General features: G+C 35.3%; 11 protein-coding genes. 1 reads left to right on the top strand and 10 read right to left on the bottom strand.

The window, feature by feature from the left end; all coding sequences use genetic code 11:
* Positions 1 to 64: 64 nt before the first annotated feature.
* From AC3HD6_RS07985 to AC3HD6_RS07945, 9 genes are all read right to left on the bottom strand, one after another.
* Positions 65 to 1447: a tetratricopeptide repeat protein gene (locus AC3HD6_RS07985; protein WP_488895859.1), complete on the bottom strand. Its 1383-nt coding sequence runs from the start codon at positions 1445 to 1447 to the stop codon at positions 65 to 67.
* Positions 1448 to 1656: 209 nt separating this feature from the next.
* Positions 1657 to 2628, bottom strand: coding sequence for a quinone oxidoreductase family protein (locus tag AC3HD6_RS07980; protein WP_488895858.1), 972 nt, complete (start codon positions 2626 to 2628; stop codon positions 1657 to 1659).
* 360 nt (positions 2629 to 2988) lie between these two features.
* Complete coding sequence (locus tag AC3HD6_RS07975; protein ID WP_488895857.1) at positions 2989 to 3612, bottom strand: Crp/Fnr family transcriptional regulator; 624 nt, start codon at positions 3610 to 3612, stop codon at positions 2989 to 2991.
* Positions 3613 to 3615: 3 nt separating this feature from the next.
* Entirely contained in the window at positions 3616 to 4998 is a 1383-nt protein-coding gene (gene glmM / locus AC3HD6_RS07970; protein ID WP_488895856.1) for a phosphoglucosamine mutase, read from the bottom strand.
* Positions 4999 to 5067: 69 nt separating this feature from the next.
* On the bottom strand, positions 5068 to 6081 hold the full coding sequence (locus AC3HD6_RS07965) for a DUF4421 family protein (RefSeq protein WP_488895855.1): 1014 nt from the start codon (positions 6079 to 6081) through the stop codon (positions 5068 to 5070).
* Positions 6082 to 6147: 66 nt separating this feature from the next.
* A complete protein-coding gene (locus AC3HD6_RS07960; protein ID WP_167386964.1) occupies positions 6148 to 6300 on the bottom strand; it encodes a hypothetical protein in 153 nt (50 codons plus the stop codon).
* The gene (gene feoB, locus AC3HD6_RS07955; protein WP_488895854.1) at positions 6300 to 8333 is read right to left on the bottom strand and encodes a ferrous iron transport protein B; all 2034 of its coding nucleotides are present in this window, start codon (positions 8331 to 8333) and stop codon (positions 6300 to 6302) included. Before feoB ends, AC3HD6_RS07960 begins: the two co-directional genes overlap by 1 nt.
* Positions 8333 to 8587 (bottom strand): FeoA family protein, encoded by a 255-nt coding sequence (locus AC3HD6_RS07950; RefSeq protein WP_082811058.1) that lies wholly within the window; start codon positions 8585 to 8587, stop codon positions 8333 to 8335. The genes feoB and AC3HD6_RS07950 overlap by 1 nt, the downstream gene beginning before the upstream one ends.
* A gap of 134 nt (positions 8588 to 8721) precedes the next feature.
* Positions 8722 to 9621 (bottom strand): GLPGLI family protein, encoded by a 900-nt coding sequence (locus AC3HD6_RS07945; protein WP_488895853.1) that lies wholly within the window; start codon positions 9619 to 9621, stop codon positions 8722 to 8724.
* A 194-nt stretch (positions 9622 to 9815) separates the two neighbouring features.
* Here AC3HD6_RS07945 and AC3HD6_RS07940 point away from each other — a divergent pair, with 194 nt between their 5' ends.
* Positions 9816 to 10313 (top strand): DinB family protein, encoded by a 498-nt coding sequence (locus tag AC3HD6_RS07940; protein WP_488895852.1) that lies wholly within the window; start codon positions 9816 to 9818, stop codon positions 10311 to 10313.
* A gap of 51 nt (positions 10314 to 10364) precedes the next feature.
* On the opposite strand, the gene AC3HD6_RS07935 is transcribed toward AC3HD6_RS07940, so the two are convergent.
* A complete protein-coding gene (locus tag AC3HD6_RS07935) occupies positions 10365 to 13076 on the bottom strand; it encodes a carboxypeptidase regulatory-like domain-containing protein (RefSeq protein ID WP_488895851.1) in 2712 nt (903 codons plus the stop codon).
* Positions 13077 to 13390: the final 314 nt, after the last annotated feature.

Here is a 13390-nt window from a genome sequence, read left to right as displayed (position 1 = left end):
CAATCTCTTTATCAATAAAAAAACCTGTATTTCTACAGGTTTTCATTATTATTTAAGATAATATTTAGTTCTTTTTCTTTACTTTGTTTGCTTTTACTTTTTTCACTTCATCTTTAATAAAAGGATATTTTTTCTGCATATCCTTAGCTAAAGACGGATCCAGTTCTAAAGCTTTCTGAAGCGATTCTATTCCTTTCTCCTGATCTTTCAGATTGAAAAAACAGTTGCTTAACTGGTAAAACAATTCTGCTCTGTTGTGGTGTTTAATGGCTGCATTTAAAACTGTTACGGCATCTTCATATTCTCCTACAAGCATCAGAACTTCTGAGTATGCGTACCAGTTGTAAAATCTTGATGGCTCAGCATCTACAAGCTTTTTAAGGCATGAAAGGCTTTCTTCAAATTTGCCGGAATCAATGAACAGGAATGCTAATCTTTTTTGATAATCAAGATTATTTTCATTCAACTGAGTGGCTTCTTTAGCAAAATGAAGGGCTTCAGACATTCCGCCCATTTCTTCATATAGATAAGACTGCTCCATCATTGCCAGATAAAACTGAGGATCTTCTCTCAACGACTTCTGAAATGAGTTTAAAGCCAAAATAGGCTGCTTTAAAGCTTTATTACACAATCCGATTTTATAGAAAGTAAATGCTTTGGTATATTCCAGTTCAAGCATTTCCTCATAAGTATCAATCGCTTTTTGGTATTGCCCCAAAGCTTCATAACAAGCTGCTTTATTGGCATATACTCCTACAGAATTTGAATTGATCGCTAATAAATAGTCATATCCTTTTATCGCTTCATCGAAGTTCTTCCTGTTGAAATAGAATTGTCCATATTCAAACCAAGCGGTTTCAGAATAAGGGAATTCATCTAAATATTCATTAAGAAAGGCAATTGCCTCCTCACTCTTATTCAGATCACTAAAGCACACCATTGCATTTTCCAGCGAATATTCATCAGCCGGATCTTCTTTAAGTGCTTTTCTGTAATGCTTAAGAGCGTTAAAGGGATCTCCGAGATTTACATATTCATCTGCAATAAAGTTGTGAAGGAAGTTTTCTTCTTCCTCCAACGTAAGGGCTTTTTTACAGATTTCAATGGATTTTCTAGGATTACCCAGGTTCGAATAATACTTGGCGTAACAAACTAAAAAGTCTGTATTCTCCATAGAGGAACCTTTCAGCTCGTCGATAAGGTCTTTCGCCGCATTGTATTCTTCCCATTCCAGAAGAATTTCAAGTCTTTTGATCTTGATATCTAATGAATTGGGGTGAAGCTTCAGTCCATAATTAACCGCCATATCAGCGTAATTAAAATCACCAAGCTCCAAATAATAAACAATGATATCTTCCAACTCCTCGGTATCGAAGTAGAATTCGTCATTGTTTTCCATCATTTCTTCGAACTTTTTTACAAGTTCATTTCCAAAATACTCTTCCAATAGTGTCCTCTCCGTCGGCCCAATGCCTGAATTTACTTGCAGACCTCGGCAAACTTTATTAATTAATAATATATCTGAAACTGATATTCAAATATTTATGCAAAGTTGCAACTTTTTTTTGAAATATCCATTTCATAAATTTCTATTATAAAAATAGTAAAAAAAGAAAACCGATAAAAGAATTGTGGATAAAAAAACAGAAATTGGGGTTAAATTTTTATTACGAGCCTTTTTCCACTTTGTATCTCAGTATTCCATACCGTTTCGATATTTTTTATATCAGCCTCTTCTGTTTCTATTTTAATTTTTCCTTCCACAGCGGCCTGGAATATCTCAGGAATAATTTCTGAAAATAATAATGCTGATTCTTCCTTCGTCCAGCTTCCTAAGCCTGATCCCGAAATCTGAATATCTGTTGCTCTGAGAATCTGCGAAGACAGCTGAACGGTATCACTGCTCATCCCGCCAATAGTAATCAGTTTTGTTTTATGGGAAAATGTTCCGTCTCCTTTCAATGCAGATAAAATCATTTCTACAGAATGTCCCCAGATATAATCAATAATAATATCGATGGGACTTTCAGCATGAATTTCCTTTATTCTATTTTTAAAATCTTCGTCATTTAACTGTAAAGAGACAGCTTCATCCGCTCCCAGCTCACGGAGTGCCCGCAGAGATTCCCCGTTTCTTCCTGTAACAATAATCTTTTTAGCTCCATACACTTTCGCAATCTGTACAGCAATTCTACCTGTAATTCCAGTTGCTCCATTAACGAGAACAACATTACCCGGCTGTATCCCTGCTTTAAATTTTAATGCCATTGCGGATCCCATTACTGCATTGGGAAGAGCTGCAGCTGTAGAAAAATCCAACCCTTCGGGAATGGGTACCATCATTTGCGGATTGGCAATTGCTTTTTCTGCAACAGTTCCTTTCTTGCTGAAAAAATAAACTTTTGATCCGTCTTCAAGATATCCTACTCCATCGGAACCTACAACGGCTGGCTGATGAACTTCATTTTCTGTAGAATAATGTTTCCCGCTGGCTCTTGCCTTATCAAGATTTTTGATGGATGCGGCCTTTACAGTGACCAATACTTCGTTTTCATTTGATAGTTCCGGCTCGGAAAAATCGGCATATTGGGGAGTGCTTCCTTTTTCAAATACTACTGCTGCTTTCATTATTTTAAATTTTTATACAAAATTATGGAGAGGAAAATAGCAGGGCGATAACATTTGTTATCAATTAGGAGGGAAGATGGAAGCGGGAGGATGGAAGTTATTGTAAGCCGTTATACTAATGAAAGGATTAAAAACGCAAGGTTCGCAAGATGATTATTTTGCGTCTTATTTTTTTCGGGCGCAAGGGCACTTCGTTCAGCTAAGAATACGTTTCATTGCTGAGTGAACCGCATTTACGAACGTTTTTTAAGTATTATTTTGAAAATTCATTGCATCTGTTGTAATAAAAAATAATTTATTTGGACAGCCGTTGAATCTCGACTGCCAGAAACTTCTGTCTTCCAGCCTCCATCTTCCAGCCTAAGAAAGCTTTTCTTTCAATATTTTACTTTTAATCCGACTGAGGTGCACTGTTGTAATTCCTAAATAAGATGCAATATAATGCTGGGGAACTCTTTTAATGATTTCCGGTTTTTTTTCTGCAAGATTTATATATCGCTGTTGGGGAGTATCTTTTATAAAGGAAAAGAAATGTTTCATATAGTCGAAGATTCTTTCAAAAAGAGCATCCATAAAAAATGTTCTCATTTCTGGACTTTCATAGATCTCTTCCAGAAATGCTTCTACGTCCGGTTTTTTTATTTTATATAAAACACAGGCTTCTACTGTTTCAAAGGAGACCATACTGGGTAGGCCTTTTTTAAAGCTCTCAAGAGAAGAAAACATGGTGTTCTCAAGGAAAAACTGAAAAGTAACGTCTTTACCATCATTATTATACCACGCTCTTACAATTCCTTTTTCCAGATAAAAAGCATTATTGGAAACCTCACCTTCATTTAAAAGTAAGGTTTTGGCAGGAACTTCTATCCGCTCAAAGCAGCCTAGGAATTTTCTCCACTTCTGTTTGGAAAAGGGAAATTTGTTTTTGATATGCTCAAACATACAGGTATAAAAAAAGAACGGAGCAAGTCCGTTCTTATGCATTATTTAAATTAAACTTTTAATCTTAGCGATGATATCATCTCCTAATCTATCAGCTTCTTCCTGAGATTTTGCTTCTGTATAAATTCTGATAATCGGCTCTGTATTGGATTTTCTAAGATGCACCCAATTGTTTTCGAAGTCTATTTTCACCCCGTCTACAGTAGAAACCTCTTCGTTCTCATATTCTTTCTCCATTTTGGTTAAAATAGCATCCACATCGATCTCTGGAGTCAGTTCTATTTTCTTTTTACCCATGAAATAGCTTGGATATCCAGCTCTCAATTCGGAAACCGTTTTATTTTCTTTTGCCAGATGGGTAAGGAATAAGGCAACACCTACTAAAGAGTCTCTTCCGTAATGAAGATCAGGATAGATAATTCCACCATTACCTTCGCCTCCGATTACAGCATTTTTCTCTTTCATTAAGGTTACCACGTTTACCTCTCCTACAGCACTTGCAAAGTATTCTGAATCGTGAGACTGCGCAACGTCTCTCAATGCACGGCTTGAAGAAAGGTTAGAAATTGCTGCTCCTTTTTTATGTTTTAGCAGATAATCTGCAACGGCTACCAATGTATATTCTTCACCGAACATTTCTCCTTTTTCATCAATAAGAGCCAATCTGTCTACATCCGGGTCTACTACCACTCCAAGATCTGCGCTTTCTTTTTTTACCAATTCGCAGATATCTCCTAAGTGCTCTTTTAACGGTTCAGGATTATGCGGAAAATGGCCGGTTGGCTCACAGTACAATTTAACTGTTTCACAACCTAATTTATCTAATAACATTGGAATAGCAATTCCTCCTGTAGAGTTTACAGCATCCAACACCACTTTAAAATTTTTAGCTTTGATCGCCTCAACATCTACCATTGGTAAATCAAGGATTTGTTGAATATGAATGTCAAAAGCATCTTCTCTGATTTCATATTTTCCAAGATAATCTACTTCTGCATAGTTGAAGTCTTCGCTTTCTGCTAAAGCAAGTACATCTGCACCATTTTCACCGGTGATAAATTCTCCTTTTTCGTTTAAAAGCTTAAGCGCATTCCATTGTTTTGGATTGTGGGATGCGGTAAGGATAATTCCTCCATCAGCTTTTAACTCTGGAACCATTATTTCAACGGTAGGAGTTGTGGATAGGCCCAGATCAATCACATTGATTCCTAGTCCTTGTAATGTTGCTGTTACCAGTGAAGAAACCATTTGTCCTGAGATTCTGGCATCTCTTCCGATGACCAACGTTAAGTCTTTTTTATTTTTATTATTCTGAAGCCATGTTCCGAATGCGGAAGCGAATTTTACCACATCTAATGGTGTCAAGTTATCATTTACTTTTCCACCTATGGTTCCTCGGATTCCCGAAATAGATTTTATTAACGACATTCTGTTTTATTTCTTATTGATTAGTGTAATAATTTATGAGAAACAAAGATACTTAAAAAGACAGTGTCCTTATAAAACGGGAATCTTTTTTTGAATTTTATCATAGGTATTCGCTACAACTCTCGGAGGCGCAAAACGATAGCCTATGTACAGTAAACCATATACGCTATTGTTCTGTACAGCCTGATTCCTTGTTTGATTATAAGCATAGGCACTGAAATTCATTTTTCCACCGAATAAAAACCGATCAGTATTGTACCCTATGTGAAGCCCGCCTTCCATTCTTAAAGTCAGATACTGTACATTCTTTACAGATCCATCTCCAAAAACATCGCGATACGTTGAAAATTTTCCTCCGAGTCCGAGAGCCAGGTAAGGGGCAATATTTACATTTTTTCCGAGCACCCAATTGTAGAAGTAGCCCATATTGGCTCCTAATTTATACTGTGTTTCCTTGGCTTTCTGATCTTCTATTTTATTTCTTAAAATCGTAAGGTCATAATCCAGAAACGGAACCCAGCTGCCACTGCTTTTCTTTTGCCATTCACCCTGAGTGTAAATACTTCTTGCGGAAAAGTTTTTATTCAGAATATAGGCGGTAGAGCCTCCAAAGCTTTGTACTCTTAAATCCGGGAATTGCATATAAGGATCTCCTTCTTTCCAATCAGGAAAGATTTCTTTCATATTTTCAATATAAAAGCCCTTTACATTTTTGTAATAAAGATTCTGGATCAATCTATTAGGAAAAAATCTGACACTAAAGTCTGTATAAGAACTATTCCCTTTCAGGTCGTTGTCATTATTTCCATCAAAAAATCGAGGAGCAAAGGATATGGTAGCACTTATGATCTTATAATCTATCGAAAAGGAAACTTTTGTTTTATTATTGATAGAAAAGATCTGTTTCTTTTCGTTTCCTTCTTCGCCTTCTGTAAAAATATAACTTTCAATATTGGTATCCAGATTGGCACGAATCATTACCTGATCAGCGTAAGATTTAATATCTGTGGTATCTCTTTGTGCATTGACCGGGATGGCCAACAGTAAAACCGATACAGCAAATATTCCTTTAGTAAGACTCAATCTGGATATTTTAAATTAAAAAAATGAAAATACTACATTTTTTTCAATTATCCATTGAGTTTTGTATTAAGAACAACCGCAATCTTTATCGCAGCTTGATCTTTTGGAGCTGAATTTTTTAGGAGCAAAATTCTTTTTAAGTACTTTGAATAAAGAATAGCATGCAAATGCTACCAATAAAGCAATAAGTACATACTGAATAATTAATGAAGAATCCATTATTTTAAAATTTGATATACTATCATCGACACAAAATATGCCAAACCAGTCATCATAGCTACCTGAAAGCCTGTCCATTTCCAGCTTTTGGTTTCTCTATAGACTACTGCCAGTGTAGATACACACTGCATTGCAAACGCGTAAAACAGAAGAACGGAAATTCCGGTTGCAAAACTGAAGACTTTTTCTCCGTTTGGTTTTACATCTCTTCTCATTTTATCAATTACTTTTACTTCCGGAGCATCATCTTCAAGGCTATACAACGTTGACATAGTACCTACGAATACTTCTCTTGCTACAAAGCTGGTCAGAATTCCTACTCCCATTTTCCAATCGTAACCCAGCGGAGCGATCAGCGGTTCTATTCCTTTCCCCATTTTAGCCAGATAAGAATGATCTAAGTGAACATCTGAAGCTACAAACTCATTCGGCTGCTGTTTTGGCCCGAAATAACTTAAAACCCAGATAATAATACTTACAATGAAGATTATTTTTCCTGCTCCGGTAATGAAATCCCATACTTTTCCTAAAACCATTTTAAGGTCATATCCGAAAAGTGGTTTTTTATAAGCAGGAAGATCCATTACCAAATATGTTTTTCCTTTGTCTTTAATGAATCTTTTCAGAATAGCAGCAGAGAATAAAGCCACTAAGAACCCTAAAAGGTACATTCCCATCAGAACCAAAGCTTTATATTTTATTCCTAAGAACGATCCTTCTGAAATAATTAATCCGATAATAATACTGTATACCGGAAGTCTTGCAGAACACGTCATAAAAGGTGTTACCAATATCGTAAGTAATCTTTCTTTAACGTTCTCAATATTTCTTGTAGAAATCACTGCCGGAATTGCACATGCTGTTCCTGAAACAAGAGGCACAATACTTTTACCGTTCAATCCAAACGGACGAAGAAGCCTATCCATCAGGAAAACAACTCTTGCCATATATCCTGAATCTTCCAATAAGTAAAGAAAATATAATAAAATACCAATCTGTGGTGCAAAGACTACAATTCCGCCTATTCCCGGAACAATCCCGTTAGAAATCAGTGAATTGATTGGCCCTTCCGGAAGATGCTCACCTGTAAAGGCTGACAGCCAGGAGAAAAATTCTTCAATCCAATTCATCGGATATTCTGCAAGGAAAAAAACACTTTGAAATATTATTAATAAAATCAATAAGAAAACTACATATCCCCAGAATTTGTGCACCAAAATTTTATCCAGTTTCTCTGTCAGCAATTCTTTGAACTGAGGTTGTTTGGAAATGACGTTAGCCAGTATTTTATCTACATTCTGATATCTCCTAACTGTCTCCTGAACCTGTAATCTTTTAGGAACCAAACTTTTAACCTCAGAACCATTGATCTGATCCATTGCGGGATCTATTTTTTCAAGATCTGTTCCCAGTGAAAGACTCATCCAGGCCTTATATTCATTCTCAAACCCTTTTTGAGAGATCAGTTTCTGAATAAAATCTTTATGTTCGTTCGGTGTTTCAAAAGAGGCTTTATCAGCCTTCACAAATGTATTGTTATAAACAGCTTCCCTCACTTCATCAATCCCAATCTGTTCCTTCGCATTGGTTTGAATGATCTTAATCCCTAATGCTTCTGAAAATTTCTGAACATCTATTGTGATCCCTCTTCTTTCCGCCTGATCGATCTGGTTAACGATCAGAATCATCGGGATGCCAAGATCCTGAATCTGCTGGAATAGAAGAAGACCTCTTTTTAAACTTAATGCTTCAAGAATATAAACAACTCCAGCATAGTTCTTTTGTTCATCAATAAGGTATTTTGAGAAAATAGCTTCATCTTCTGAACTTGGATATACACTGTAAGAACCCGGAAGGTCAATAACTTCAACATCCTCGTTTTTATAAGAATAGTTTCCCGAATGACTTGCTACGGTAACTCCGGCATAATTTCCGGTTTTCTGCTTTTTGTTACAAAGCGCATTAAAAACCGTTGACTTTCCTACATTAGGATTTCCGACTAAAAGTATCTGTTTTTTCTTGTTTGCCTGCATTAATTCAATTCTTCAACAATGATATAATCTCCTTCTTCCTCACGAAGAGCAATCCGGCTTTTCTCAGCTCCAAATTCCACATACATCGGTCCATTGAATGGAGCCTGGTACAAAATCCTGAAAACAGTCTCCGGTAGAAGTCCCATTTCAATGATTTTATTGGGCATTTTCAGATGGTCATTATCATATCCCAATATCTTTCCCATTTTATTTTTAGGAAATCCACTTAATTTATGTAAATCTTTCTCTTTCAAAGCCCTATTTTTTTGTAGTGCAAATATACGCTATTTAAATTTAATCTAAATAACGTTAGCCCGATAAAAAAATCAACCCAAATACATTACTGTACCTGGGTTGATTCGGAATATAATTTAGTTGATATGAATGCTTATTTTTTCTTTTTGTCTGAAGAAGACTCTCCTTTTTCAATAGGGTTATCATTCGCGTTAAAGTAATCTTTCGTCATTTTTTCCTGTCTTTTAAGGGCGTCCCCGATAGTTACATCTGATCCCGGCATCTTCATATTCATCATTTCCGGGGTCACTCTCTGCCTGATTTCGGCCATCGGATCTTGTTTAAAACTGGCGTAAGCCTTCTCAAATTTTTCCTTTGTGGTAGGTGTCACGGTATTAGAAATACCATATTTTGCGTTGATTTTATCGGAATAGGACAATTCCTCATAATTTTCAATCTTTTTATTTCCGCTCAACATCCATGAATAATTCTTCTCCTCATCTTCAATTTTAATGATTAAACCTGGAAGGCCATAAAACTTATAAGGGCCATCCTGAAAGGGAATATCTGAGCTAAACCATGCCGTCCATTTTCTTCCTCCATATTCTGTAGTCGCCTTTTGAGTATTATATTCCCCAATTTTTTGTTTTTCCGGCTGAATATTCCAGTTGAACTTAATAGGGTCATCATATCCAAATAAATTCATGCTTACTCTATCCACATATTGTTCTTTCATTTCCGGATAAGTCTTCACTATTTTATAAGCAAACTTAGGCATTCTGATAAGCTTTGAAATATCTTTCCATGTTTTGGCTTTCTCCATTTCCTCAACAGCAACTCTGATAATAGAATCCTGCGAAGGTATGGTATAATCCTGATAAATAGACTTTTTAGGAGTAATATCCAAAATTGTTATCAGCTTATCCAGCTTTGCAGAATCTTTTTTGGGCTTAAAGGTAAGCTCATAAAAGAATCGGTTAGCTGTTTCTTTAGTCTCCTGAGCATAAGCAAAGGCAAAAAGTGTAATAAGAAATACTGAAAATAGCTTTTTCATTCCTCAAGTTTTATTAATTAGTAATCACTCTTTGAGATTTGTTACAGTTTTTTTTCATTTTTTTTATGTGGAAAAGCAAGGATAGAAATTAATATTGATCAACCTATAACTGCCTGCATGGAAAAATTATGATTCTCTTAAAACATTTTCAGGGATAAAAGCTATAACTTTAATCCTCTCAAAAACAAAATATTATGGATACTTTATCACAATTTAAAAATGAGTTAGAGGCCGAATACCAAACTACCAGAAGATTCTTTGAAAATTATCCTGACGGAAAAAACGACTTTGCCCCTCATGAAAAAAGCATGAAAATGCTGCCCCTAGCCACTCACATCGCTGAAATTTTTGAATGGCCCAACACAATGCTCACCACTTCAGAACTTGATTTTGGAAAAGGAGATTATCAGCCTAAAGAACTTTCTACAAAGGCTGACCTCCTTCAAACTCTGGATCAGAATTTTAAATCTGGAAGAGAAGCCCTTGAAAGTGCTAATGAAAACGATCTTACTGCAAGCTGGGCCCTGAAAAACAATGGAGAAGAGCTGGCAAAATGGTCTAAGTATGAATCTATCCGCCACGCTTTGAATCAAATTACCCACCACAGAGCGCAATTGGGTGTTTATTACAGAATCAATGATATCCCTTTACCTGGAAGTTATGGACCTTCTGCCGATCATCAGGCTTTTTAATTAATCATTATATCTCAACAAAAAACCAATCCGCTCTGGATTGGTTTTTATTTATTTAAAGTTGAATTTTACGGTAAACATCACCTGGCTAGGACGGAGCTGCATTGTTGTTTGTTGAATCGTTGCATCTTTTACGCTCACTTTTTCAAACACTTTTCTGTCTGCAATATTCATCCATTTTAGCTCGAAATCAACTTTTTTCTTAGTCCAACTAAATTGATAAGATAAGTCAAAAAATCCATTATTGAATTTCGTGTCTCCAAATTTTGAATTGATCTGATCCCAATAGAACCCAAGCGTATGACCTTCCAAAGGATAGAAAAATACATTTAAATTGTGTGTATATCCTTCAACTTTTCCTAGGTTTCCCGTCAAATAAGCATTTGACTGCTTACTCCAGGTTTTGGTGGCATTAAAATCTATACTCATCCACGAGAAATAAGTATTATTAAACTTAAATCCTAGTGTATTTGCATTGGTCTTATTATCAATTAAATCCGCATTTCTTATCAACTGTGATTTTGATAAACTATTCGTGAAACTAAAAGAAGCATTAGTTTTAAATTTTGGAAAATATTTACCAATTTCTGCATAATAGCTATTGCTTGTTCTTTTGTTTTCTCGTTCGATATATTCAATCACACTAAATCCTAACTCATTGACAACACTTGATGCCAATAAATTGTTTTTAGCGTCACTTAATCTATACCCTACATTAAAAAAGAGATTATTGAGCGGGTTTCTGTACTCCAATCGAATACCTCCATTTTTAGTGGTGGTCTCAGGTATTGGGTTTTTAGGATTCATTAGATTAAATCCTCCCGGGCTTGTCAAAATATATCCCGCATATGCAGTTTGTATATCTCCAAAATTATTAGTGATTCCTCCACTCATGCTTGCTTTAAAGAAAGAAGCAAAAGAATATTGTGCAAAAATATTAGGCGTAAAGGTTACTTTATTTAAAGATTTTGAAACATTTCTGAACTGATCTTCTGCTTTTATATTATTAAAATTGACTGGAAAGCTGGAAAATATGCTCCATGCTTCTGATTTATAATTAATTCCCACTGAAGCAGATGGGTTTACCCTTGTGAATTTTAAATTGTTTTCATAAGCTGGACTGGTAAAATCTGGTTGATTATTATTGGTAATCCCGTAAAAATCACTAGTTAATTTATCTGATGAAAAATCAATTCCCACTTGCGGCGTAAATGTCCATCCTTTGGCAGAAAAGCTAATGCTTGCGGAATGAGATGTATCTAGATTTTTAATTCTAAAACTTTGTAAAACAGAACTTCCCGGAATAAATTGAATTGTTGAAAACTTTGTACTATCCGGCGCTTTGTAAGGAAACTTTAAATAATCTGCTGGAGTAATTTCCAATACCTGCTTATCATCCTGATAGCTGATATAAGATTTAAAGTTTACCATTTTTTCTTTCCAAGGGATGATAGTACTCAAGGAGTTCTGAAATGAGGATGTTGGAGACTGTAGCGCCTCATTCCCAAATCTATATCCTATTTTGTCATTTCTCTCCGCTAAGGCTCTGTCTGCATTCCAAAACTGAGAGAATGTTGTTGTATTTTTAAAGAAACCCTTTTTGGCATTTTTAGTAAAGATTAATTCTCCTTTTAACTTATCTGTATAAAAATGATTCAAAAATCTCATATTATACTTTGTTCCTTGCTGAATATCTGTAGTTGAAGTATTTGATTCTCTTTCCACCGCGTTGTTTGTATAATTAGCGTTGGCTTTAAATTCCCATTCCTTTTTCTTATCAATATTGGTAAGATAATTGGCCGAAAGATAGTGCACACTGTTCAATAAATATCTTTTTACCGGAAGATCTGGTGTTTCAGCATTTTCAACACTCAACCAATTATTTTGGGTAACATTACCCCTTCTTCCTTCCCAGCTATTTCCAAAAGCAAGTATATTCCCTTCATTTTCCACCTGCTCACCCATATTATTCGTCTTGTAATTAACTACCCATTGGCTTTTCTGCCCGAAAAACATGGGAGTCAGTTTTACATTCCAAAGCCAAGGTTCTCCAAAGCCGGTTCCTACTTCTCCACGGCCTGTCATTGTTACGGAATTCTTAAGCTTAATATTAATGGCAGCCTGCTCTGAGGGTACTTTATCCTGAAGGATTTTTACCGGCTGGTGGTTTTCAAGGACTTCCACTTTTTGTACAGCATCTTTTGGCAGAGAGTTGTTGATGGTCCCATATCCGCCTTCCATAAGGTCTTTCCCATTAACATAAAATTTGTTGATAGCATTTCCCTGGTATAAGATGGTTCCGTCTGTATTGACTTCAATTCCAGGAATCTTTTTCATAACATCAGCCAGTGTTCTGTCATTTTTACTGTTGAAAGCCTTAAGATCATAGGAAATGGTATCTCCTCTTGCCGTGATCATCTTGGTTTTCAGCTGTACTTCCTTAATTTCCGTAGCTTCAGACTGCATTTTAAAATTCAGGGTCTGATCACTGTTGCTTACTTGCTTTGTTAGAGGTTTCTGGTTGAATGCTTTTACTTTAAGATCTACATTGGATTCCGGAGAAGTAAAAGTAACTTTATATTCTCCTTTGGAATTGGTAATTCCATAAGCAAGAATAGCGTCTTTACCAGGTTCTTCTATGGTTACACTCGCACTTGGAATACCTATCCCGTCATCATCTGTAATTTTTCCAGAAATTGTTTTCTGTGCGAAGGTGAATACCACCATAAAAAGCATTAGAAATAAGGAAATATTTTTTTTCATATTCATGATTTGATTAATTAGTTAATCATTGTTGTTTTTCGTTACACTTTCTTTAAAGATATATTTTTAGCCAAAAAGTTAAATTATATCACTATAAAAATAGTTATTCCTTAGTTTTTTGTACAGAAATTAAAGGAAATTATAGTTTCTTTTACCATTTGGTGGAAAAGTATCTATAAAAGGTTTTATAACTGCTCTTCACTCCACCTTATTAAGATGTAAAACATTATTAATCAAAGGATTTGTATTTTATTAAAAAAGTTGAACATTTTTTTTAAATAAAAAATATTCTTACATCATCTTTTTTTAAAAAT

This window comes from Chryseobacterium sp. II3a (genome assembly GCF_057815135.1).
The sequence above is the reverse complement of the archived record's forward strand: the minus strand, read 5'-3'. Positions and strand labels throughout refer to the sequence as shown.